This window comes from Streptomyces sp. NPDC092045 (assembly GCF_044756005.1).
In the GTDB taxonomy this organism is placed as follows: Bacteria; Actinomycetota; Actinomycetes; order Streptomycetales; family Streptomycetaceae; genus Streptomyces.
In genome coordinates this window covers 900,719-923,805 of the sequence record NZ_JBIVSC010000001.1, presented here as the reverse complement: position 1 = coordinate 923,805, position 23,087 = coordinate 900,719, and the positions used below count along the sequence as shown (strand labels likewise).

The following is a 23,087-nucleotide window of genomic DNA, read 5'->3' as shown; positions in this document are numbered from 1 at the left end:
GGCGCGGCCCTCTAGCCCTCGTGCCCGGCCGCGACGAGCGCGTCCGCCACGTCGGCGTGCAGGGGCGTCGTCATGGTCAGGCCCGTGATTTCCAGGATGCGGCGCACGGCCGGGGTCGGCGCGGCGAGATGGAGGTCTCCGCCGGACTCCCGCGCGTCCCGCCCGGCTCTGATCAGGACGTTCAGGCCGGAGGAGTCCATGAAGTCCAGGGCGGAGAGGTCCAGGACGAGGTGGCGGCGGCCGTGCAGGAACTGGTTGGCCAGGTGGTGGTGGAGCATGGTGGCCGTCTCGACGTCGAGCTCGCCGCCCACGGACAGGACCGCCGTGTCGGCGTCGCGGATCTCCACTTCGACGTCCAGGTTCACTTCGCGCTCGGGCATGCTTCTTCCTGCTTTCCACGGGTGGGGTGATGGTCGGTGGGGCGTACGGTCAGGTGACGCGCACGCCGATCAGGCACGTGTCGTCGTCGGTGTCGGACTTGCTGTGCGTGAGCAGCAGGTCGAGACGCCGTTCCAGTCCGTCGGCCGGCGTTCCGGCGGTGGCGAGCAGCTGGTCCAGGGAGTCGTGCACGGAGGTGTCCCGTCGCTCGACGAGGCCGTCGGTGTACATCAGTACGGTGTCGTCGGCCTCCAGCTGGATCTCCGCCTCCTCGTACTCGGCCTCGGCGAGGGCCCCGAGCAGCAGCCCCTGGAGGAGCGGCAGCGTGGTGGCCCGGTCACCCCGTACGAGCACGGGCGGGAGGTGTCCCGCCCTGGCCCAGCGCAGGGTGCGGGTCGTGGGGTCGAAGACGCCGCAGACGGCGGTGGCCGTGACCTGGGCGGTGAGGTGGTGGGCCACGTTGTTCAGCCAGGACAGGAGCTGTCCGGGGCCCGCGCCGGTCACGGCGAGGCCGCGCAGGGCGTTGCGCAGCACGACCATGCCGGTGGCGGCCTCTATGCCGTGGCCGGCGATGTCGCCGACGCACAGCAGGATCTTCTTGGACGGCAGGACGACGGCGTCGTACCAGTCGCCGCCGACCAGGGACTCGGTCTCGGCGGGCCGGTAGCGGACGGCGACGTCGAGGCCCGGGGCGTCGAGCGGGGCCTTGGTCGGCGGCATGATGGCGTGCTGGAGCTGGAGGGCCAGCCGGTTGCGCTCCGCCGACTCCTGTTCGGTCACGGCGAGCTGGTCGCGGGTGGCCGCGAGCGCGACCTCCGTCCAGTGCTGCGCGGAGATGTCTTGGTAGGCGCCCCGCACGGCGAGGAGCCGCTCGTCGAGGTCGAGGGAGGGCTCGGCGATCACCCGGATGTGGCGGGTCACCCCGTCCCCGCGGAGCATGCGGAAGGCCGTCGAGCTCGCCCGCCGCTGGTGCAGCACGGCCTGGAGGAAGCGGCCGATGGCCACCTCGTCGTCGGGGTGGGCGTGGGCGGTGAGGTCGCGCAGGGAGACCGGCCCCTCGGTCATGTCCCGTCCGAAGAGGTCGAAGAGCTGTCCGTTCCAGGTGATCTCCCCGGTCAGGACGTCCTCCTCGAAGCCGCCGATGCGGCCGAGCCGCTGGGCGTGCTGGAGCAGGCTGGCGAGCCGGGCGGTCTCGTCCTCGATGCGCCAGATGAGGAGCACGCTGTCGCCGTGCCGGCTGATGCTGAGGTCGGCGGCGGACGCGAGCGGCACCTGGTCCACGAGGGCGGTGAGGCGGGTCCGCCGGGCGCGGAAGGGCTCCCCGGTGGCGTAGACGCGCTCGATTCGCTCGAAGAGCTCGTTCTGGCCGGCCGTGGTGGGGTACGCCTCCAGGAGCAGGGCCCCGTCGACGGCGCCGCGCGAGCGGCCCGCCGGGTCCTGGAAGTGCTCGTTGGCGTGGCGGATGCGGAAGTCCCGCAGGCGCCCCTCGCCGTCCAGGTGCGGGGTCAGGACCAGGGCCGGGTCGTAGAGGCCGTCGGCGAGCTCCACGAGCTCCGACGCTCCGGCGGCCGCGGGCGAGAGCGCCCGGGTCCGCACCGGCTGGAGGGGGAGGGTCTCCAGGGTGTGGGCGCACAGCTCGGCCAGGGCCTCGATCTGGCGCTCCACCGCCTGCGGCTGGGGCTCCAGCGGCCGGGGCCAGCAGATCTCCAGGACGCCGTGGATCCGTCCGCCGGTCCCGGCGGGCACCGCCACCCGGCCGCCGTCGGGGTGGCGGGTGTGGCCGATCGAGGGGATGCCGGCGGTGGCGAGCGAGCGGAACCGCACGGTCCGGCGGGCGGTGAGGGCCTCCCGAGCCACGGTGGCCACGCCGGGCGGCACGTAGCGCCAGCGGGCGGGTTCGTCGGCGCCGAAGCCCGCGTGGCCGCAGAGGGTCAGGGAGGCGTCGGGGCCGGTGATCCAGATGGCGACGGCGACGGCGCCCAGGGGCGCGAGGGCGTGTTCGAGGAGGGACTCGGCGACGGCCTGGCTGTCCCCGGCGTTGAGCGCGGCGCTCTCGGCCGTGCGCAGGCGCACGGCGACCGACCCGTCGGCCCCGGCGACCGACCCGTCGGCTCCGACGTCCGTTCCGCCGGTCCCCGCGTCCGTTCCGCCGGTCCCGGCGTCCGTCCCCTCGGTCCCGGCGTCCGTCCCGGCTCCGTCCGGCCGCCGTACGGTCCTGACGAAGTCGTCGGCGACCTCGGCGACCCGGTCGTGGGCGGCCTGGTTGATGATGTCCGCGGCCAGTTCCAGCTGGGAGAGACCGGCCTGGCCGGCCAGTTCGGCGAGCTGTCTCGCGGCCTGGGCCGGGCCGCAGCCGAGCCGCTCGACGATGACGCCCTTGGCGAGTTCGATCAGGGCGCGCCCCTCGGCCGCGGCGTGCGCGGCGCGCACCTCCCCGCGCAGCCGTTCGACCGTCTCGGCCAGCCGGCCCACGGTCGAGCGGTCGTCCGACGGCCGCGCCTCCGCCTCCTCCCGGGAGGGGACGGGCGCGGGCTCGGCCGGTGTCGGAGCGCCGTCCCCGTGGGGACCGACGGCGGGGTATCCGCCGTGGCGGTGGGGAGCACTCATGACGCGGACTCCTCGGGGGGGGACGGCGGCCGGGGCCGCGGGCGGACGGAGGGAGGGAGGGGCGGGAGGGGATGCGGCGGGCCCGCGGACTATCCGTCGTGCAGCCACCGGCGGATGCAGGCGATGAGGTCGTCGGCGTCGACCGGCTTCGTCACGTAGTCGCTGGCGCCCGAGGCGAGGCTCTTCTCGCGGTCCCCCGGCATCGCCTTGGCGGTGACCGCGATGACGGGCAGCCCGGCGTGGGCGGGCATCTGCCTGATCTTCGCGGTGGCGGTGTAGCCGTCCATCTCCGGCATCATGACGTCCATCAGGACCAGGTCGATGTCGGGGTGCGCGGCGAGCGCCTCGATGCCCTTGCGGCCGTTCTCGGCGTGCAGGACCTTGATGCCGTGCAGCTCCAGGATGCCGCTCAGGGCGTAGAGGTTGCGGGCGTCGTCGTCGACCACGAGGACCGTGCGGCCGTGCAGGGCGGTGTCGATGGCCTGCGGCGCCGGGGGCCGGTGCTCGCCGCGCACCAGGGGCACGACGTCGCCCGGCTGGTCGGCGGACAGGTGCAGGGCGATCCGCTCGCGCAGCTCGTCGAGGCTGGAGAGCAGCTCCAGCGGGCGCCGGCGGGCCCGGGTCTGGAGGGCCCGCTCGTGCTCGGCGGTGAGCCTGCGGTTGTTGTGGGCGAGGACGGGGACGGTGCGCAGCGCCTCGTCGCCGTCCATGGCGTCCAGGAAGTGCAGGGCCTCGCCGTCGGCCATGTCGACCTCCAGCACGACGCAGTGGAACGGCTGGGTGGCGAGGGCGGTCGCGGCCTCCCTCGGGCCCACGGCCGTGATCAGCTCGATGTCCTCGCGGTCCGCGCGGTCGCGGCCGGCGGCCAGCTCCACGACGGCGTTCTCCGCGACGAGCGAGAGCAGTCCGCGCGGGCGCTCCTCGATCACGAGGAGGCGCCGGATCTGCCGGGCCGGCGGGGCGGCGGGCAGGGCGGGGCGGAGGGCGGAGGCGTCGGCGGGGAGCTGCGCGGTCTCCTCGTCCTCCTCGGGCCGGAGGACCGGGGTGTGGGCGGACTGCTCCTCGAAGTCGTCCCGGGCGACGGGCAGGTAGAGGGTGAAGGTGCTGCCCTCGCCGGGCTCGCTGGCGACCGTGAGGGCGCCGCCGAGCAGGTAGGCGATCTCCCGGCTGATGGACAGGCCGAGTCCGGTGCCGCCGTACTTGCGGTTGGTGGTGCCGTCCGCCTGCTGGAAGGCGCCGAAGATGGCGTCCAGGTGCTGGGCGGCGATGCCGATGCCGGTGTCCCTGACCCGGAAGGCGACGACGGGGCCGCCGCGGTGGACCGTGGGGGGCAGCTCGGCGTCCGAGGCGGGTTCGATCCGCAGCTCGACGCTGCCGCGCTCGGTGAACTTGACGGCGTTGGAGAGCAGGTTGCGCAGCACCTGCCGCAGCCGGGAGTCGTCGGTGACGAGGTCCACGGGGACGCCGGCGGCGGTGGAGACGGTGAAGGCGAGGCTCTTCTGCGTGGTGAGCGGCCGGAACGTGGCCTCGACGTAGTCGAGGAGGCGGCGCAGCGCCACCCGTTCCGGGTTGAGGTCCATCTTCCCGGCCTCGACCTTGGACAGGTCGAGGATGTCGTTGATCAGCTGGAGCAGGTCGGAGCCGGCGGAGTGGATGATGCCGGCGTACTCGACCTGCTTGGCCGTGAGGTTGCGGGTCGGGTTCTGGGCGAGGAGCTGGGCCAGGATCAGCAGGCTGTTGAGCGGGGTGCGCAGCTCGTGGCTCATGTTGGCCAGGAACTCGGACTTGTACTTGGAGGCGAGGGAGAGCTGCTGGGCGCGGTCCTCCAGCTCCTGCCGGGCCTGCTCGATCTGCAGGTTCTTGGCCTCGATGTCGCGGTTCTGCGAGACGAGCAGGGCCGCCTTCTCCTCCAGTTCGGCGTTGGAGCGCTGGAGCTCCTCCTGCTGGACCTGGAGCTCCTCGGAGCGCGCCCGCAGCTCGTCGGCGAGGCGCTGGGACTCCCCCAGGAGCTCGTCGGTGCGGACGTTGGCGACGATCGTGCTGAGGTTGACGCCCACCGTCTCCATGAGCTGCTCCAGGAAGTCCCGGTGCACGGAGGTGAAGGGGGTGAAGGAGACCAGTTCGATGACGCCCAGGACCTGGTCCTCGACGACGATCGGCAGCACGATCAGGCTGCCCCCGGCGGTGCGGCCGAGGCCGGAGGAGATGTACACGTAGTCGCCGGGCACGTTCTCGGCGGCGATGGTGCGGCGGCTGCGGGCGGCCTGCCCGACGAGGGACTCGCCGAGGCGGAAGCGTTCGCGGCTGTCGGCGGGGCGCCCGTAGGAGCCGACGAGCTTGAGCTCGACGCCCTCCGCGCCGTCCTCGGCGAGGTAGAACGCGCCGTACTGGGCGGCCACCAGCGGGGTCAGCTCGTCCATGACGAGTTCGGCGACGACGGCGAGGTCGCGGTGGCCCTGCATCAGCTCGGAGATGCGGGCGAGGCTGGACTTGAGCCAGTCCTGCTCCTGGTTGGCCCGGGTGGTCTCGCGCAGCGAGCCGACCATCGCGTTGATGTTGTCCTTGAGCTCGGCCACCTCGCCGGAGGCGTCGACGGTGATGGAGCGGGTCAGGTCGCCCTCGGCGACCGCGCTCGCGACCTCGGCGATGGCGCGCACCTGGCGGGTGAGGTTCCCGGCCAGCTCGTTGACGTTCTCGGTGAGGCGCTTCCAGGTGCCGGAGACGCCCTCGACCTCGGCCTGGCCGCCGAGGCGGCCCTCGCTGCCGACCTCGCGGGCGACGCGGGTGACCTCGGCGGCGAAGGAGGACAGCTGGTCGACCATGGTGTTGATGGTGGTCTTCAGCTCCAGGATCTCGCCCTGGGCGTCGACGTCGATCTTCTTGGAGAGGTCGCCGTTGGCGACGGCGGTGGTGACCTGGGCGATGTTGCGGACCTGACCGGTGAGGTTGTTCGCCATCGAGTTGACGTTGTCGGTGAGGTCCTTCCAGGTGCCGGCCACGTTCGGCACCCGGGCCTGGCCGCCGAGGCGGCCCTCGGTGCCCACCTCGCGGGCGACGCGGGTCACCTCGTCGGCGAACGCCGACAGGGTGTCGACCATCGTGTTGATGGTGTCGGCGAGGGCGGCGACCTCGCCCTTCGCCTCCACGGTGATCCGGCGGGAGAGGTCGCCGCGGGCCACGGCGGTGGCGACCTGGGCGATGGAGCGCACCTGGCCGGTGAGGTTGGACGCCATCACGTTGACGTTGTCCGTGAGGTCCTTCCAGGTGCCCGAGGCGCCCCGCACGGTGGCCTGGCCGCCCAGGTTGCCCTCGGTGCCCACCTCGCGGGCGACGCGGGTCACCTCGTCGGCGAACGCGGAGAGCTGGTCGACCATCGTGTTGATGGTGTTCTTCAGCTCCCGGATCTCGCCCTGGGCGTCGACGTCCACCTTCTTCGAGAGGTCGCCGTTGGCGACGGCGGTGGCGACGTGGGCGATGGAGCGCACCTGGGCGGTGAGGTTGCCCGCCATGGAGTTGACGGAGTCGGTGAGGTCGCGCCAGGTGCCGGAGACGCCCTTGACGTCCGCCTGGCCGCCGAGGATGCCCTCGGTGCCGACGTCGCGGGCCATGCGGGTGACCTCGTCGGCGAAGGAGGAGAGTTGGTCGACCATCGTGTTGATGGTGTTCTTCAGCTCCAGGATCTCGCCGCGGGCGTCGACGTCGATCTTCTGGGAGAGGTCGCCCTTGGCGACGGCGGTGGCGACGTGAGCGATGTCACGGACCTGGGTGGTGAGGTTGCCGGCCATCGCGTTGACCGAGTCGGTGAGGTCGGCCCAGGTGCCGGAGACGCCGGGGACCTCGGCCTGTCCGCCCAGGGTGCCTTCCGTGCCGACCTCGCGGGCGACGCGCGTCACCTCGGAGGTGAAGAGGGAGAGCTGGTCGACCATGCCGTTGAAGACGCTGGAGATCTCGCCCATGAGACCGCCCGCCTCGTCGGGCAGCCGGGTGCCGAAGTCCCCGTCGCGCACGGCGGTGAGCCCGGCCAGGAGCTGGCGCAGCTCCGCCTCTCCCACGGCGGCCGGTCCCGGCCGCCGTGCGGCCGAGGAGCCCTCGATCGTCGTCTCAGACATGCCTCATCCTCGTTCGCTCGCCAGGCACCACAGCGGTCCTGAACACGACCGCGGCCGCAGGTCGGACCGCCGTTCTCCCGGTACGACTCCGACCTCGACCGTTGTCATACGACAATAAACGACGACCCTACTCCCCCGTGATCGTCACGAGGAGGGCGGTGGGCGGGCAAGCGGCCGGAACGAGCCGGTACGAAGGGGCCCGGGCCGTGCCGGAGGTGTCGAGTCCTCGCCGGCGGACTCCGCCGCTCCGGCCGCATACAACGCGGGGGCCCGGGTAAGCGGCGCATCGAACCGGGCGGTCGGCGCCCTGACGGCGAGGGGAGACCCACTGTGTTGATGGCCCATCCCGCGGTGTTGAGCAACCTGATCGAGCAGTACGAGACGCTGAGGTTGCTGCACGCGGAGAACGGAAGCCCCGAGGTGCGGCAGCGCATGGACGACATCGCGTACACGCTGTGCGTCTCCACGGGCACGCGCGACGTGGACACGGCGCTGATCGCCGCCCGCCACCGGCTGCCCGGCGCGCGTCCCGAGGACGACTCGGTGCTGATGGCCTGATCCCGTACGCCGGACCCGGCACGACCCCTCCCCGGGGGCGTGCCGGGTTCCGTCGTTTCCGGGGGCGGCCCGGCTCCCGGGCGGTCGCCCGCCTCCGGGGCGGACCCTTTCGGGGACGGTCCGTTTCCGGCCCGGCGGCGCGCACGACCGCGCCCGCCACCGGTGTCGGTGGCGGGCGCGGTCGGTGTCGGCGGGGCGCCGGTTACCAGCGGTACCAGCGGCCCGAGCCGCCCTTCGGACGGGCCACGAAGCCGAGGAGCCAGAGGACGAGGACGATCACGGCCACCCACCAGAGGGCCTTCACCGCGAAACCGGCACCGAAGAGGATCAGCGCGAGCAGCAGAACCAGCAGAAGAGGAACCATTTTTCGACCTCCGAATTTTCACGTACCCCCGCGCCCGATTTCTCGATCCTCCGGAAATCCCCGCCGCACGAGCGGGAAGGGAATTCTTTCTTTCCGGTGGCCGGTCGAACGGGTCCGGGATACTGCACAAATAAAAAATATCGACAAAGAATGAAAGGGAGCGTCTTCGGGGAAGAGCACCGCCCCCGCGGGAGGGACGGCTCCGGCGCTCCGAAACCGCCCCTCGGCGGGTGTCAGATGCGACCGCCGGTGAGCCGGGTGAGCGGGCCGCGCGAGCGCGTCCCCGTCCGGCGCCCCAGCACGTACGCACCGGTGAGGGCGACCGCGCCGACGGCGGCGGTACCACTGCTGAGCGCCTTGCGGGAGCGCACGGCGGTCCATGCGCGGCCGCCGGTGCCCCGGACGGCGTGGACGGCCGCGAGGGTCTTCTCCGCGAGGGGCGCGGGAAGCGCAGTCAGCATGCCGCCCACCGCTTCCCCGGTCTCCCCGGCACCCTTCTCCGCCGTCCCGGCCGGGGCCTCGGCCCCGGTCCGGGTGCGGAGCGTGCCGCCGCCGTTTCCGGTGCCGTCGGAAGCAGTGGACGAACCGTTCCAGCGGTACTGGCCTTCGTTGCTCTTCTCCGATGCACTCATGTTCTTCGTGTAGCCGGACCCGGCGGGAGCAAACCCTTCCTCACGGGAATTCCCGCCGGCTCTCGGCCGACCGGTCGAGGGCCTCCGAAAGCCCCTCCTCCTCTTCTTCGAGGAGGCGGCGCACGCCCGGCTCGCCCCGGCGGACGGTCCCGAGCCGCAGCGGGACGGTGGCGGTCCGCCGGCCCGCCGCCGCGAGGACGCCGTGGTGGGCCCTGACCACTCCGGCGAGCCAGTCCGGGTCCTCCATCCGCGCGCCCAGGCGCGCCTCGTCGAACTCGGCCTCCGGGACCGGCTCGACGACGGCGGTGAGGCCCCGGTGCGCGACGGTCGCGAGCCCGCCGCCGAGCGTCACGTCCGGCGGCGGGTCGGCGGGCTGCCCGTCGACGTCGGCGGACCGGACGACGGCGTACACGTACAGCAGCGGTTCTTCGGTGAGTGGTCCCACGGGATCAGCCCGCCTCGACGAAGCTGTACGGGGGAAGGGGCCCCACCACCTGCTCCCGCAGGTGCTCGTGCTCCTGGTGGAGGACGCGCACGGCCTCCAGGAACTCGTCCCGCCGCCCGCGCTCCACGAGGAACGACAGGTTGACGAGGTGGCCGGTGTCCCCCGGCCCGTGCACCGTGGCCGCCGCGTGGGCGGAGAGGGTCCGCTCGACGAGGGCGGCGTCGGCCCGCTCGCGTTCGGCGACGGCCCGTGCGACCAGCTCGTCGAAGACGCTCCGCTCCTCGTGGCCCGCGCCGCCCGACGCGCGGTCGGCGACGTGCCGGGCCATCAGGTCGGGGTCGTCGGTGAGCACCGCGTGGAGCACCGCCTCCGCGTCGTGGTGCACCTTGAGGTTGAACTCGTCCTTGCCGGCGAGTGCCTTCAGGCGTTCCGCGTAGAGGTCGTGGTGCTCCTCCAGGACGGCGGCGACCGTGGCGTCGTCGGGGGAGACCCGGCCGAACCGCAGCGGCAGGACCGGGCCGTTCTTGGCGGCCTCGATCACCACGTGCTGGTGCGCGAGGAGGTCCCGGCGCTCCGCCTTCACCTCGGTCGTGGCGTCGCTGCACAGGGCCACCAGGTCGCCGCCGCGCACGGTGCGCACGGGCCTCGGGGGGTCGCCGATGCCCTCGATCGCGTCGGGGAGTTCCCGGTCGGCGGGGGCGATGCCGTAGACGTACGTACTCATTCCTTCTCCTCCCGGTGGTGCGGAAGAGCGGCGGCGCGGACCGCCGGCGCTGCTCCCGCCGGTGTTCTTCTCCTCGCGGGCCGGGACGTCCAGGCCCTCCCCCCGGGTCGGTGCGGCGGCGCCTGAGATCTCCACGGGCGCCTCCTCGGGCTCCGGACGGGTGCTCCGAATCCGCCTGCCCGCCGGGCGCGACTCCACGCCCGTTCGCCGCGGACCGGTGCGAACGGCCCGTTCCCGGACGTTCCCCCGCATCGGCTCCGCCCGCGCGGGCAGACGGGACGGGAACCCCGTGCACCGGAGCCCCGGCACACCGGCGGCCCCGGCGCACCCGAACACCGGCACACCCGCACACCCGCACATCCGTGAAAGGACATCCCGTGACTCGTACCGTCGCCCAGGTGATCGTCGACGCCCTCGCCGACCTCGACGTCGGCCACGTCTTCGGCGTGGTCGGCGACGCCCTCAACCCCCTCACCGACGCCATCCGCACGACGGACGGCGTCGAGTGGGTCGGCTGCCGGCACGAGGAGGCCGCCGCCTTCGCCGCCGGGGCGCGGGCCCAGCTCTCGGGCCGCCTCGGCGTCTGCATGGGGACGGTGGGGCCCGGCTCGGTCCACCTCCTCAACGGGCTGTACGACGCGGCCAAGAGCGGCGCCCCGGTCCTCGCGATCTGCGGCCAGGTCCCGCTGTCCGAGGTCGGCGGCGACTACTTCCAGGAGGTGGACAACGACCTGCTGTTCCGGGACGTGGCCGTCTACCGGGCCACCGTCACCTCGCCCGAGCAGATGCCGAGGCTCCTGGAGTCGGCGGTCCGGGCGGCCGTGACCCGCGGCGGCGTGGCGGTCCTCACGGTGCCGGGGGACCTCGGGGACCGGGAGGTCGAGGACGACCGTCCCGTGCGGTTCGCCCTCCCCCGGCCGGCCGTGACCCGCCCCGACGACCCGGCCCTGGCCGAGGCCGCCGAGCTGATCGGCGGGGGCTCCCGGGTCACCCTCCTGGTGGGGCGCGGCGCGCAGGGCGCGCGGGAGGAGGTGCTGCGCCTCGCCGACCACCTCTCGGCCCCGATGGTGCTCACCCTCAAGGCCAAGGAGGGCTTCGAGGCGGACAACCCCTACGAGGTCGGGCAGACGGGCCTGATCGGCAACCCGGCCGCCGCGCACGCCCTGGACTCCTGCGACACCCTGCTCATGCTCGGCACCGACTTCCCGTACCGCGACTGGTACCCGGAGGACTGCCGGGTGGTGCAGGTCGACCTGCGGGAGGAGCGCCTGGGCCGCCGCGTCCCGGTGGACGTCGGGCTCGCCGGGGACGTCGGGGCCACGCTGCGGGGCCTGCTGCCGCTGCTCGCTCCGGTCGGGGACCGCGCGCACCTCGACGACGCCCGCGAGCGGTTCCTGAAGTGGGAGGAGGAGCAGGCCGGCCTCGCCCACCCGGACCACGACAAGCGGCTGGTGGGGCGGGTGCGGGCGATGTTCGACAACCGGGACCACGAGATCCGGCCCGAGGCGCTGGCCGCGGCCGTGGACCGGCACGCGGCCGAGGACGCGGTCTTCACCTCCGACACCGGCATGGCCACCGTCTGGCTCTCGCGCTTCGTGCGCATGCGGGGCACCCGCCGGCTGCTCGGCTCCTACAACCTGGGCTCCATGGCCAACGCCATGCCGCAGGCCCTCGGCGCCCAGCTCTGGGACCGCGACCGCCAGGTGGTGGCGTTCTGCGGCGACGGCGGTCTGAGCATGCTCCTGGGCGACCTCATGACGCTCCGGTCCGAGCGGCTCCCGGTCAAGCTGGTCGTCTTCGACAACCGCCGGCTCGGCATGGTCAAGCTCGAACAGGAGCAGGCGGGCCTCCCCGAGTTCGGCACCGTCCTCGACAACCCCGACTTCGCGGCCGTCGCCGAGGCGGTGGGCCTGACCGGCATCCGCGTCACCGACCCGGCGGACCTGGACGACGCCGTGCGCCGGGCCCTCGACACCCCGGGCCCGGTGCTCCTCGACGTCCTGACCAACCCGGAGGAGGTCGCCGTCCCCGGCAAGCCGACCGTCGCCCAGGGCTGGGGCTTCGCCATCGCCAAGATCAAGGAGAACCTGCCGAGCGGCGGGAACTGACGCCCCGGGAGCACCCCCCGGTCACAGCCCTCCCGGCCCCGGCCCCCCGTGGACCGCCACCGGCTCCGGGCGGGGCTCGGGCGGGGACGGGGGCGGGTCGTTCCGGCGGGGTTCCCGCGGCTGGTGCGGCGGGTGGCGGGCCGAGAAGGTCCCTGGGCCGCCGACCGCGAGGTCCCGCGGCCGGGCCGGTACGAGACGTTCCCCGTCCGTCCCGGTGGCGCCCGGCCTCTCTCCTCAGCCGGCCGCCGCGTCCTCTCCGTCCGCCCCGATCTCGGCCCACACCGTCTTGCCCCCGGTGGTGTGGCGCACGCCCCAGTTCTCCGCGAGGGTGGCGCAGATGAGGAGCCCCCGGCCGCCCTCGTCGACGGCCTTGGCGTGGCGCAGGTACGGGGCGGCCCGGCCGGCGTCGGTGATCTCGCAGATCAGCGTGGCCGCGTCGGTGAGGAGGCGGAGGGTGACCGGGGCGGTGCCGTAGCGGATGGCGTTGGTGACGAGTTCGCTGACGACGAGCGTGGCCGTGAACGGGTCGACGGGGTGGTTCCACTTCCGGAGCTGTTCCTCGACGTGCCCGCGCGCGATGCCGACGGCGGAGAAGTCGAAGGGGACGGTCCACTCGGCCAGTTCGTCCGACGACAGGTGCCGGGTGCGGGCGACGAGCAGGACGCGGTCGGGGGCGAGGAGCCGGGCGACGTCGTCCGCCATCGCCTCCGGGGAGCGCCCCGGGTGCGCGAGGGCGTTCACCAGGTCCTCCGTCCGCGTGCCGCCCTCACCGGGTGCCATGCAGAGGGTGCTGCCCTCGGGGAGGACCAGGGAGGCGCAGGCGAAGGGCGGTCCCTCTGCGCCGAGCAGCGGGCCCTCGTCGACCGGCCGGGTCTCGACCGATCCGTCGGGGCGGACGACGGCGAACAGCGAGGTGCCGGCGCGCGCGATGTCGAGCCGCCCGTCGACCGGGTCGTGGACGGCGACGGTGCAGCTCGCCGTCGTCCCGTCTCCCCCCGGTCCGGTCTCCTGCTCCCCGGCGAGCCGGAGGGTCGTGGCGTGGAGGCGGGCGAGGAGTTCGTGCGGGTCGAGGTCGAGGGTGGTCAGGCTGTAGACGGCGGTCCGCAGCCGGCTCATGGTGGCGACGGCGCTGAGCCCGGCCCGGTCGACCTGGCCGACGACGAGCGCCACCCGGGCCCCCGGCAGGGGGACGACGTCGTACCAGGAGCCGACGCCGCTGCCGTCGGGCTGGTTGCGCCGGGCGACGTCGACGGACTTCTGGGTGGCCTCCTCCTGCCGCAGCGGCCAGCTCTGGAGGGCCGTCATGACGATGTGCTCGCGGGTGAACCGCAGGGCGTTCTCCAGGCAGGTCGCCGTGCGGGTGGCGATGCCCTCGGCCAGTTCGAGGTCGTCCTCGCCGTACGGTTCGGCCCCTTCCGCGCGCTGGAAGACGACGGCCCCGAAGACCTGTCCCCGGACGAGCAGCGGGGCCACGAGCCGTGTGCCGCCGGCCCGTTCGCCCGGGTCGGGCGGGAGCAGCCGGGGTTCCGTCGGCAGCACCTTCCCGAAGATCCCGGGGAGCAGGAGGGCGCCGGCCGTCGGGATGCGGGGGCCGGCCTCCGTCCCGCCGGTCGCGGTGCAGCGCAGCAGGGGGGCCGGGTCGTGGGAGCGGAGGCCGGGCTCCCCGCCCCTCAGCACGGCGTCGGTGAGGGCGACCACCACCGTGTCGGCGAACCGCGGCACGGCGACGTCGACCAGTTCCCGGGCCGTGCGCTCCACGTCCAGGCTGGAGCCGATCCGCTCGTGGGCGTCGTGCAGCAGCCGGAGGCGGGCCCGTGCCCGTTCGCGTTCGGTGACGTCCGTGGTGGTGAGGACCACGCCCAGGACCCGTCCCGCGGCGTCGAGGAGGCGGTGGGCGGCGACGGAGAAGACGTACTCGGTGCGCGGGTCGGTGAAGGGGTGCCCCCGGACGAGGTGGTCGAGCCTCGGCCGGCCGGTGGCGAGGACCTCCCGCAGCATCTCCTCGTCGACGTCCACCCCGAGGGGGGCGTACGCCTCCGTGGCGGGCAGGCCGACGATCCGCTCGGCCGGGATGCCGCGGACGCCGACGGCGACCGGGTTGACGCGGACGACGCGCAGCTCCGTGTCGAGGACGTGGAGGCCGACGTCCGACTGGGTGAAGACGGCGTCCAGGACCGCCTCGTCCCACTGGTTCGGGGTGCCGGGGCCGGGGTGCCTCCCGGAGTCCGCGTCCATGCGTCCCTCCTCCTCGTCGGGCCGGGCGGCCGTGTCAGGCCAGGGCGGTGCGCAGCGCGGTCCAGGCGACGTCGGGGTCGGAGAGGCCGTGGTACATCGGCGGGATCTCCCTGTCGACGTCGAAGTGGTGGTGGACGGCGGTCATGGCGGAGCGGACCGCGTACTCGGCGGTGGAGGCGGCGTCCTCGGGGATCTCGACGAACTGGCCGAGGAAGGCGAAGTTCCGGGCCCCGTCCGGGACGACGAGGGGGCGGTCGGAGGGGTTCCGGCGCTGGAACTGCGCGGTGGCGTAGGGCATCTGGACGGTGGTGATCCGGGTGGTCCTCCGCACCTCGTCGGCGATGTCGTCGAAGCCGAGGTGGCCGAGGAGCTCGTCGAGGATCTCGGCGCCGGTGCAGTCGCCCATCGGCTTCGGCACGTGGTCGCCGGGGACGTCGCCGAACAGCCCGTACCCCCACAGCGTGTACGTGTCCTCCTCCTGGTCGCGGAAGTGGGGCTGGGGCGGCACCGCGACCGAGAGGAGCCAGCGGGAGTCCTTCCAGGTCGTCAGGGCGCCCTCGCCGGGGACGTTGCCGGTGTACTTCTGGATGCGGTCCAGGAGGAGGCTGCCGGTCGTGGTGAGGGTGAAGGACTCCCGTCTGGTCTCGTCGATGTTGCCGCAGAAGGCGTGGGGGCGCCCGAAGTCGGGGGCGTTCCTGGCGACCGACTCCCACAGGCGCCAGGAGCCGTCCCGCCGGTCGCGGACCAGTTCGGGAACGGTGGTGCCGTCGCCGTAGGTGGTGTCGGCGGTCGCCGAGCCGAGGGTCAGGAAGGCGTAGTCGTCCTCGCCCAGCTCGATCGTCCCGGCCTCGGCGCCGTTCCGGCGGAGGTGCAGGCGGGAGAGGCGGCGGGCGGCGGGTCCGGAGAAGTCGGCGTCGGTGACGGTGGTCCCGAAGTCGGTGCGCACGCCCCGGGCGGCGAGCCACTCCTGGATCGGGCGGACGACGGAGTCGTACTGGTTGTACCTGCCGCGCCGGATGCCGGACAGGGTGTGGAGGCGGGCGAACTCCTGGACGAAGGCGAGGAGGTGGCGCTTGAGCTCGACGGCGGAGTGCCAGGTCTGGAAGGCGAAGGTCGTGCTCCACATGCACCAGAAGTGGGTGGTGAAGAAGTGCGGCCGGAAGAAGTCGTCGACGCGCCGGGCCCCGATCAGCCGCTCGGGCAGGGCGAGCAGCCGGGTCATGTCGGCGCGGTCGCGGGCGTCCAGGCCGAGTTCCGAGGCGTCGGCGATCGTGCGGTCGCCGTTGACGATGCGGGCCCTGGCGTGTGCGGGGCGCTCGGTGTCGAAGGCGCGCATCTCCTGCCGTACGGAGACCGCCGGGTCGTCCAGGGTGGGGATCGTCTCCAGGAGGTTCCACAGGCACACGGAGTGCTCGTCGTCGAACATCGGGCCGCCCCGGGTGACCCGCCCGCGCTCGCGCGTCGGGGCGGGGACGCCGTCCAGCGAGCCGCCCGCGACCGGAAGCTGTTCCAGGACGCGCACGTTCTCGCCGGGCACGCCCGCGTCCCGGACCAGGAGGACGGCCGCGGAGAGCGAGGCGATGCCGCCGCCGACCAGGTGGACCTTGGAGCGCTTCGATGCCGGCACGGGCGGACCTCCGGTTTCGGTGGACGGACGCGACGCGGGCGGTGGGCGGGCGCGGCCCTGGTGTCGACCCTCGCCCGGGGCGGTGGGCCGGGCGAGGCGGAAGGGGCCGTACGGGTGAGGGGCGTCCCCGCTCCGCCGCACGCGTGTGCGGCGGAGCGGGGGCGGGGTCCGTGCCGGACTACGACGCCGGGACGGTGTCCTCGAAGGCGGTGCCCGCCGAGCGGTAGGCGGCGACCTTGGCGGCCACCTGGGCCGGGGTCAGGACCTGGTCCTTGACGTGCAGGACGTAGTCGACCTTCTGGTCGTAGGAGCGCGGGGTGGTCGAGGTCTGGCCGGCCAGGTCGATCAGCCACTGGTTGAAGTTGATCGACATCGGGCGCTCGGGCAGGTAGCGGGCGTCGTGCCGGCCGAACTCCTGGCCGTCGACGTGGTAGACGATGCTGTCGTCGTCGACGGTCAGGACGAGGTCGTGCCAGCCGGCGTAGCTCGCCCGGACCTCGGAGTGCTGGTTGACGGCCTCCCAGGGGTCGGGCCGGTAGGTCTCCCACGAGGTGGTGTAGAGGATGTTGGCGGGCTCGCCCCAGCCGCCGTTGGGCAGGTACTCGAAGTCGTACTCGGCGTAGTCGTCGGCCATCGGGGCCTTGAGGTCGTTGATGGTGAAGAAGGTCTGGACGACCCGGTCGCCGTCGGGGCCCGAGACCGGGGCGTCGGAGAAGCGGACCCGGGCCGCGTAGGTGCCGTTCTTGAACTTCGTCGCCTTCGTCAGGACCTCGGCGTGCCGGGTGGACTCGCCGGTCCCCGCGGTGGAGGACCGCAGGTTCATGATCGAGTTGGTGCCCTCCTTGGCGAAGGTGACGTTCTCGGGGGCCCAGGTGGCGCCGGGCACGCCGGGGCCGCCGGAGTTGGAGCGGACGCTCCAGCCGTGGCTGCCGATCGCCGGGTCGGCGTGCCCGGTGTAGTCGAAGTCGTCGAAGAGCGCGGCGCCGGTGGGCGGCGGGGTGGTCGGGCCGGTGGGCGTGGGCGTCGGGGTGGGTTCGTTGCCCGCCGGGGCGGTGCCCCAGACGGGGACGCCGCCGACGGTGGCGGTGACCTTGGTCCAGTTGGCGTACGCGGTCTGCGCCGGGCCGAAGGAGTAGTCGTCGCCCTGGTTCAGCGGCTGCCAGTTGGAGCGGTGGAAGCGCAGCTGCATGTCGCCGGTGTCCGCGCCGGGGGCGAGGGTGCCGGCCCCGGCGGTGAAGCCGACCTCCAGGTAGCGGTCGGCGGTCGCGGTCGGGTTGGCCAGGGTGCCGAAGGTGCCGGTGATGTTGGCGCAGCCCTTCACGGCCCAGGAGCAGGCGTAGGCGTACGAGGCTCCCGCGTCGGCCTTGAAGTAGTAGCGCACCTTGACCTGGCTGAGCGGGACGCCGGTCGTCCCGGTGTTGACCACCTTGAGCCAGGGCTCGACCTGGTCGCTCCCGGTGGCGCTCTGGCGGTACTGGACGGCGACGGCCTCGCCGGCGGCGGCGGCCGGGAGGGCGGTGAGGGCGGTGGCGCCGAGCCCGGTCACCGCGGCGACGGCGAGCGCGGCGCGGAGGCGCGGGGCGCGCGTCCTGGTCTGGTCGCTCATGGGGTTCCTCTCCTCGGAGGTGTCAGGGACGGGGGACGGGGGTTGCGGTGGTGGAGAGACGGCGCGGCACCCCGAGGGCGTCGAGCCGGGTCCTGTGGTGGCGCAGGCGCTCCTGGAAGCCGGGCCAGTCGTGGCGGCCGGTCCAGACGACCTCCGCGAGGGCGCAGAGCCGGGGGAAGGTGAGGTACTCGGCGTGCGCGGCGGTGGGGACGTACTCGGTCCACAGCTGGACCTGGGAGCCGAGGACCCGGGCGGCCTCCTCGGGGCTCCAGTCGGCGGGGGCCGGGTCGTTGCCGTGGACGGTCCGCAGGTCGACGACCTCGCCGGCCTGGCCGGGCGGTTCGGCGGGGCTGGTGGACTGGGGGTAGTCGAGGTAGGTGGTGCGGTGGGGGGCCATGACGACCCGGTGGCCGCGGCGGACGGCGGTGCGGCCGTGGTCGGAGTCGCGCCAGGGCATGACGGTGAAGTACTCCGGGAGGTCGGCGCCGTTCTCGGTCCAGCTCAGCGGCCGGCGGCCGGCCCGCAGGAGGTGGTCCCCGATCTTCTCCATGAACCAGCCGTGCAGGGCGTCGGGCCCGGGGAGGCCCTCCTCGGCGACCCGCCGGAGCGCGTCCGGGGAGGTGTGCCACTCGGTGGTGGGGCACTCCTCGCCGCCGATGTGGACGTACGGGGAGGGGAAGACGTCCGTCACCTCGTCCAGGACCGTGCGGCAGAAGTCGAGGGCCGTGTCGTGGACGCCGAGGATGGTGTCGCACACGCCCCACCGGTCCCACACGTCGTAGGAGCGGCCCGGGGTGTTGCCCAGCTCGGGATAGGCGGCGAGGGCGGCGCGGACGTGGCCGGGCATCTCGATCTCGGGCACGACGGTGATCCCGCGCTCCGCCGCGTAGGCGACGAGTCCGGTGAGTTCGGCGCGGGTGTAGGCGCCGCCGCGGGGCGCTCCGCCGACCTCGGCGAGGCGGGGCAGGGCGGGGACCGGCATGCGCCAGCCCTGGTCGTCGGTGAGGTGGAGGTGGAGGACGTTGAGCTTGTGGAGGGCGAGGAGGTCGACGTACCGGCGCAGGTAGGAGACGGGGCGGAAGCGGCGGGCGACGTCGAGCATGGAGCCGCGCCAGGGGAAGCGGGGGGTGTCGGTGATCTGCACGCAGGGGACGGTCCAGGCGACGCCGGCGACGGGCTCGTCGGCGAGCGCGTCGACGGGCAGGAGCTGGCGGAGCGTCTGGACCCCGGCGAGGAGGCCCGCGGGGCGGGCGGCCCGGAGCAGGACGCCCCCGGTGCCGACGGTGAGGCCGTAGCCCTCCTCGCCGAGGCCGGTGAGGGCCGGGTCGAGGGCGAGGACGACGGAGCCGTCGGGGCGGGCGGGCAGCGGCAGGCCGGTGGCCGGGCCGAGGAGGGTGCGCAGCAGCTGGGCGGCGCCCTCGGCGCCGGGGGTGACCTTGAGGGCGGTCGCGGCGTCGAAGGTGAACCGGCCGGGCAGCGGCGAGAGGTGGGTGGGGTCGGGGACGAGGCGGGGCAGGGGCATCGCGGTGCGTTATCCCTTCACGGCTCCGCCGGTCATTCCGGCGGCGACCCGGCCCTGCAGGACCAGGAAGAGGACGAGGACGGGCAGGGCGAAGAGCGTGGAGGCGGCCATGGTGGCGCCCCAGTCGGTGCCGAAGACGTTGGAGAAGGAGGAGAGCCAGACGGGCAGGGTGCGGTCGTCCTGGTTCTTGATGATGAGCATGTTGGCGAAGGCGAACTCGTTCCAGGCGGTGATGAATCCGAAGAGCGAGGTCGCGAGGAGGCCGGGGGCGAGCAGCGGGAGGGTGACCCGGCGGAAGGCGGCGGCCCGGGTGCAGCCGTCGACCTGCGCGGCCTCCTCCAGTTCGGCCGGGACGGAGGCGAGGAAGGAGCGGAGGGTGACGACGGTGAAGGGCAGGGTGATCATGAAGTAGACCAGGCTGAGGGTCACCAGCCGGTCGAGCAGGCCGGCGTCCCGGGCGATGACGTACATCGGGATGAGCAGCGCCTCCCAGGGCGCCATCTGGGCGACGAACACCATGAGGAGGAAGGCGCGCCGGCCGCGCCAGCGCATCCGGGCGACGGCGAAGGCGGCGGCGAGGGCCACGACGAGGGCGAGCAGGACGCAACCGGCGGTCACGAGCAGGCTGTTGCCCCAGAAGGTCCAGAAGCCGTCCGCCGCGACGGCGTGCTCGAAGTGCTCCAGGGTGACGGAGACGGGCAGGAAGCCGGGGGTCTCGGACTGGATGTCGCGGGTGGGCCGGAAGGCGGTGAGGACCATCCAGTACACCGGGAAGACGGCCAGGAGGAAGACGATCACGGCGGCGGTGTTCAGGGGGAGCCGCCGCAGGGCGCGGGGGGCCGCCCGGCGGCTTCGCGCCGGGGCGGGGCGCGCGGGGCGGCCGTTCGGCGTCCCGCCGGGGCGGGGGCGTGCGGGGGTCGCCGGCCGGTGTTCCGCCGGGGCGGGGTGTGCGGGGGTCACCGGTCGGCCTCCTGTCGGAGCAGTTGGCGGAAGTAGGCGATCAGGACGGCCACGAGGACGAGGACGGTGAGGGTGGAGACGGCCGCCCCGAGGTCGTAGCGGTGCAGGGACTGGGCCACCCGGTAGGCGTAGACGGGCAGGGTGGTCGTCGCCTCGCCGGGGCCGCCCTTGGTGACGGCCCAGATCTGGGCGAAGCAGCGGAAGACCCAGATGACTTCGAGGCAGAGGACCAGGCCGAAGATCGGCCGCAGCAGGGGCAGGGTGACCGAGCGGAAGATCCGCCCGGCGCCGGCCCCGTCGAGCCGGGCCGACTCGTACAGCTCGGCGGGGACGGTCAGGAGCGCCGAGTGCAGGGTGATGGCGGCGAAGGGGACCGACTGCCAGACCACGAGGAGGACCAGGACGGTGAAGGCGGCGGGGCCGTCGGCCAGCCACGAGTAGCCCTCGAAGGACTCGAACCCGAGCCGGACGAGCACCCAGTTGACCACGCCGAGACGGGAGGCGAAGAGCCACTGGAAGACGGTCGTGGTGGCGATGACCGGGCTGGCCCAGGCGAGGACGAGCCCGCTGGTGACCAGGATCCGCATGCGGCGGCCGAGCCGCTGCATCATCAGGGCGACCAGGGTGGCGATCACCATGATCAGGACGACGTTGACCAGGGTCCACCAGAGGGTGCGCCGGACGACCTCCCAGAACACGGGGTCGGCCAGGACGGTCCGGTAGTTGTCGAGCCCCGCGAACCCGGCGCCGCCGCGGATGAGTTCCCCCATGCCGTACTCCTGGAAGGAGATCAGCAGGTTGCGGACGAGGGGGTAGCCGAGGAGGAGCGCTCCGCCGAGGACGGTCGGGGCGACGAGGAGGTAGGGCCACGGGGCCGGCCCGAGGGGGCGTCTCACGGGCCGAGGGTCCTGGTGATGCTCTCGGACGCGGTGCGCGCCGCGGTGGCGGGGTCGGTGCCGGTGAGCACGGCGGTCATGTACTGCTTGACCGGGTTGGCGGCCTCGACGGCGGCCCACTGGGGGGAGTTGGGCGTGGCCCGGCCCCGTGCGGCGCCGGCGGCCATGACGGCCGTGCCCTCGTCGTCCTGGACGACCCGGGCGAGGGAGGTGCGGTTGGGGACGTAGCTCATCGTCCGGGCCATGTCCGTCTGCCACTTCTCGCCCGCCAGCGCCTTGACCACCCGGTAGGCGGCGTCGGGGTGGGTGGAGGCCTCGGGGACGATGAAGTCGGAGCCGCCGGTGAAGACGGCGCCGGGCCTGTCGGCCGTGCGGCCGGGGAGGGGGAAGAAGGCGAGCTTGCCCTTGAGGGCGGGGTTGATCTCCTCGACGATCTTCGCGCCGCCGGGGACGGCGACGATCTGGGCGACGTCGCCCTTGGCGAAGACCTCGGCCTGCGGGGGCTTGGACTCGTCGGCGTCCTTGGGTCCCTTGCCGAGGGCCTGGAGCTTCCGGTAGAAGTCCATGCCGGCGAGGGCCTGCGGGGTGTCGAGCGCGCCCTTCCAGGTGTCGCCGTCCCGGACGGCGAGGTCGCCGCCGGCCTCCCAGACGAAGCCGGAGAGGGTGTACCAGTTCTGGCCGGGGAGGTAGATGCCCTGGACCTTGCCCCTGTTGAGCTTCTCGGTGGCGGCGAGCCATTCGTCCTGGGTCTTCGGCGGGGTGACGCCGGCCGCGGCGAAGAGGTCCTTGTGGTAGATCACGACGCGGCTGGCCCCGTACCAGGGGATGCCGTACTGCCTGCCGTCGACCCTCCCGGGCTCGGCGAGGCCGGGGAGCCAGTCGGCGCCGTTCAGTTCGGCGACCTTGTCGCTGAGGTCGCGGACGCCGCCGCTGGCCGCGTACTGGGCGACCTGGGTGTTGCCGACCTCGATGACGTCCGGGGCGTCCTTGCTGGCGAGGGCGGCCGTGACCTTCTCGCCGATGCCGTCCCACTCCTGGATCTGGATGTCGAGGTCGATGCCCTGGTGCTCCGCCTCGAAGCCGGCCCGGAAGCGGTCGAGGAAGGCGTCGGTGACGCTGTCCTTCATGATCCAGACGGTCACCTTCTCCGGCCCTCCGGAGGCCTTCGGGTCGTCGGAGCCGCCACAGGCGGTGGCGGCGAGCGCGACGGCCGCCGCGAGGGCGACGGCTCTGCTGAGGGGACGGATCTGCACGGGCACCTCGCTGCGTGGTTGACCAATTGGTCAAGTGGTCAGGTGTGTGAGCAGAAGGTGGCACGGTCCGTTCCGGCCGTCAATCCCTCGGAAAACATGCGCTGTTCACACGACGACAGACCAACTCGCCGGGTTACCATCGGACTTACCAGTTGACCAGTAAGGATCAGCCGGCCGGTCGGGTCGGCGGATCAGTCGGGCGAATGGATCAGCGGGGCCGGTGGACCAGCCGGGCCCATCGAGCGGTCGGGGAGAACGGCGTGTCAGGGAGAGCGGGATGAAGGACGGCTCGTCCGGCGGAGTGCTGAAGCGGGAACGGGTGCGGGAGCACCTGCTCGGCCTGATCGAAGCGGGCGGGCCGGGCGATCCCATCCCCTCGGAGCGCACCCTCTGCGCCGCTCTCGGCGTCTCGCGGCCCACCCTCCGCGCGGCCGTCGACGAGCTCGTCGCCACGGGCGCGCTCGTCCGGGAGCACGGCCGCGGCATGTTCGTCGCCCCCGCCAAGATCGTGCAGCGACTCGCCCCGGACGAGTCGGCCTTCGCCGTGCCCCGCGCTTCGGGCACCTGGTCCAGCACCGTCCTGGAGTCCGCCACGGTCCGGGCCGGGGCCCGCATCGGCCGCCGGCTGCGCCTCTCCCCCGCCGCCGAGCTGCTCTACGTCGCCCGGCTCCGCCTCGTCGACGGTTCGCCCATGGCCATCGAGCACCTGCACATCCCGGCGGACCTCGTCGGCTCGGCGCTCACCCCGGAGGAGCTGGAGGCGGGCGACCTCTACGACCACCTGCGGGAGCACCACCGGGTCAGGGTCAAGGAGGCGACCCAGTCGATCGAGCCGACCGTCGTCAGCGAGGACGAGGCCGCGCTCCTGGACGTGCCCGTCCTCTCCCCCGCGCTCCTCATCGAGCGCCTCACCCTGGACGCGGAGGGGCGGCCCGTCGAGTACGTCCACTCGGTCTACCGGGGCGACCGGTACCGCATCGTCTCCCGCCTCGACTTCACCCGCGACGGCGTCGTGACCTCCTCCACCGAGGGGGATGCATACTGACCGGCGGCGGACGGCACG

17 protein-coding genes are annotated in these 23,087 nt (G+C 73.5%); 3 read left to right on the top strand and 14 right to left on the bottom strand.

Annotated elements, in window-relative coordinates; all coding sequences use genetic code 11:
* Window positions 1–11: 11 nt before the first annotated feature.
* The 3 genes from ACIQKA_RS04155 to ACIQKA_RS04145 form a co-directional block, all read right to left on the bottom strand.
* Entirely contained in the window at window positions 12–380 is a 369-nt protein-coding gene (locus ACIQKA_RS04155) for an STAS domain-containing protein (protein ID WP_383153192.1), read from the bottom strand.
* Window positions 381–429: 49 nt separating this feature from the next.
* On the bottom strand, window positions 430–2,985 hold the full coding sequence (locus ACIQKA_RS04150) for a SpoIIE family protein phosphatase (protein WP_383429006.1): 2,556 nt from the start codon (window positions 2,983–2,985) through the stop codon (window positions 430–432).
* Window positions 2,986–3,074: 89 nt separating this feature from the next.
* Window positions 3,075–7,094: a HAMP domain-containing protein gene (locus tag ACIQKA_RS04145; RefSeq protein WP_383153197.1), complete on the bottom strand. Its 4,020-nt coding sequence runs from the start codon at window positions 7,092–7,094 to the stop codon at window positions 3,075–3,077.
* Window positions 7,095–7,424: 330 nt separating this feature from the next.
* Here ACIQKA_RS04145 and ACIQKA_RS04140 point away from each other — a divergent pair, with 330 nt between their 5' ends.
* Window positions 7,425–7,652, top strand: a complete 228-nt coding sequence (locus ACIQKA_RS04140; RefSeq protein WP_366372808.1) for a DUF5133 domain-containing protein — start codon at window positions 7,425–7,427, stop codon at window positions 7,650–7,652.
* 202 nt (window positions 7,653–7,854) lie between these two features.
* Here ACIQKA_RS04140 and ACIQKA_RS04135 read toward each other — a convergent pair whose 3' ends face one another.
* The 4 genes from ACIQKA_RS04135 to ACIQKA_RS04120 form a co-directional block, all read right to left on the bottom strand.
* Window positions 7,855–8,016: a DUF5670 family protein gene (locus tag ACIQKA_RS04135; RefSeq protein WP_053643868.1), complete on the bottom strand. Its 162-nt coding sequence runs from the start codon at window positions 8,014–8,016 to the stop codon at window positions 7,855–7,857.
* Window positions 8,017–8,249: 233 nt separating this feature from the next.
* Window positions 8,250–8,648: a hypothetical protein gene (locus ACIQKA_RS04130; protein ID WP_383160225.1), complete on the bottom strand. Its 399-nt coding sequence runs from the start codon at window positions 8,646–8,648 to the stop codon at window positions 8,250–8,252.
* A 40-nt stretch (window positions 8,649–8,688) separates the two neighbouring features.
* A complete protein-coding gene (locus ACIQKA_RS04125) occupies window positions 8,689–9,093 on the bottom strand; it encodes a GvpL/GvpF family gas vesicle protein (protein WP_391093718.1) in 405 nt (134 codons plus the stop codon).
* A gap of 4 nt (window positions 9,094–9,097) precedes the next feature.
* Window positions 9,098–9,817, bottom strand: a complete 720-nt coding sequence (locus tag ACIQKA_RS04120) for a GvpL/GvpF family gas vesicle protein (RefSeq protein WP_383429001.1) — start codon at window positions 9,815–9,817, stop codon at window positions 9,098–9,100.
* A gap of 377 nt (window positions 9,818–10,194) precedes the next feature.
* Here ACIQKA_RS04120 and ACIQKA_RS04115 point away from each other — a divergent pair, with 377 nt between their 5' ends.
* Window positions 10,195–11,925, top strand: a complete 1,731-nt coding sequence (locus ACIQKA_RS04115; RefSeq protein ID WP_383428999.1) for a thiamine pyrophosphate-dependent enzyme — start codon at window positions 10,195–10,197, stop codon at window positions 11,923–11,925.
* Window positions 11,926–12,159: 234 nt separating this feature from the next.
* Here ACIQKA_RS04115 and ACIQKA_RS04110 read toward each other — a convergent pair whose 3' ends face one another.
* From ACIQKA_RS04110 to ACIQKA_RS04080, 7 genes are all read right to left on the bottom strand, one after another.
* Window positions 12,160–14,160: a SpoIIE family protein phosphatase gene (locus ACIQKA_RS04110; RefSeq protein WP_383447370.1), complete on the bottom strand. Its 2,001-nt coding sequence runs from the start codon at window positions 14,158–14,160 to the stop codon at window positions 12,160–12,162.
* A gap of 34 nt (window positions 14,161–14,194) precedes the next feature.
* A complete protein-coding gene (locus tag ACIQKA_RS04105; protein ID WP_391093720.1) occupies window positions 14,195–15,787 on the bottom strand; it encodes an oleate hydratase in 1,593 nt (530 codons plus the stop codon).
* A 178-nt stretch (window positions 15,788–15,965) separates the two neighbouring features.
* A complete protein-coding gene (locus ACIQKA_RS04100) occupies window positions 15,966–17,393 on the bottom strand; it encodes a cellulose binding domain-containing protein (protein WP_402539893.1) in 1,428 nt (475 codons plus the stop codon).
* 22 nt (window positions 17,394–17,415) lie between these two features.
* Entirely contained in the window at window positions 17,416–18,915 is a 1,500-nt protein-coding gene (locus ACIQKA_RS04095) for a beta-N-acetylhexosaminidase (protein ID WP_402539891.1), read from the bottom strand.
* A 9-nt stretch (window positions 18,916–18,924) separates the two neighbouring features.
* Window positions 18,925–19,875, bottom strand: a complete 951-nt coding sequence (locus ACIQKA_RS04090) for a carbohydrate ABC transporter permease (protein WP_383447379.1) — start codon at window positions 19,873–19,875, stop codon at window positions 18,925–18,927.
* Window positions 19,872–20,771, bottom strand: coding sequence for a carbohydrate ABC transporter permease (locus ACIQKA_RS04085; RefSeq protein ID WP_383153912.1), 900 nt, complete (start codon window positions 20,769–20,771; stop codon window positions 19,872–19,874). Before ACIQKA_RS04085 ends, ACIQKA_RS04090 begins: the two co-directional genes overlap by 4 nt.
* Window positions 20,768–22,024, bottom strand: coding sequence for an extracellular solute-binding protein (locus ACIQKA_RS04080; RefSeq protein WP_402539889.1), 1,257 nt, complete (start codon window positions 22,022–22,024; stop codon window positions 20,768–20,770). Before ACIQKA_RS04080 ends, ACIQKA_RS04085 begins: the two co-directional genes overlap by 4 nt.
* 277 nt (window positions 22,025–22,301) lie before the next feature.
* On the opposite strand from ACIQKA_RS04080, the gene ACIQKA_RS04075 reads away from it, so the two are divergent.
* Complete coding sequence (locus ACIQKA_RS04075; RefSeq protein WP_383153917.1) at window positions 22,302–23,069, top strand: GntR family transcriptional regulator; 768 nt, start codon at window positions 22,302–22,304, stop codon at window positions 23,067–23,069.
* Window positions 23,070–23,087: the final 18 nt, after the last annotated feature.

Excerpts from the sequence above, each read along its gene's own strand:
- ACIQKA_RS04155 (WP_383153192.1), bottom strand. The coding sequence starts at position 380 with ATGCCCGAGCGCGAAGTGAACCTGGACGTCGAAGTGGAGATCCGCGAC.
- ACIQKA_RS04150 (WP_383429006.1), bottom strand. The coding sequence starts at position 2,985 with ATGAGTGCTCCCCACCGCCACGGCGGATACCCCGCCGTCGGTCCCCAC.
- ACIQKA_RS04145 (WP_383153197.1), bottom strand. The coding sequence starts at position 7,094 with ATGTCTGAGACGACGATCGAGGGCTCCTCGGCCGCACGGCGGCCGGGA.
- ACIQKA_RS04135 (WP_053643868.1), bottom strand. The coding sequence starts at position 8,016 with ATGGTTCCTCTTCTGCTGGTTCTGCTGCTCGCGCTGATCCTCTTCGGT.
- ACIQKA_RS04130 (WP_383160225.1), bottom strand. The coding sequence starts at position 8,648 with ATGAGTGCATCGGAGAAGAGCAACGAAGGCCAGTACCGCTGGAACGGT.
- ACIQKA_RS04120 (WP_383429001.1), bottom strand. The coding sequence starts at position 9,817 with ATGAGTACGTACGTCTACGGCATCGCCCCCGCCGACCGGGAACTCCCC.
- ACIQKA_RS04110 (WP_383447370.1), bottom strand. The coding sequence starts at position 14,160 with ATGGACGCGGACTCCGGGAGGCACCCCGGCCCCGGCACCCCGAACCAG.
- ACIQKA_RS04100 (WP_402539893.1), bottom strand. The coding sequence starts at position 17,393 with ATGAGCGACCAGACCAGGACGCGCGCCCCGCGCCTCCGCGCCGCGCTC.
- ACIQKA_RS04095 (WP_402539891.1), bottom strand. The coding sequence starts at position 18,915 with ATGCCCCTGCCCCGCCTCGTCCCCGACCCCACCCACCTCTCGCCGCTG.
- ACIQKA_RS04075 (WP_383153917.1), top strand. The coding sequence starts at position 22,302 with ATGAAGGACGGCTCGTCCGGCGGAGTGCTGAAGCGGGAACGGGTGCGG.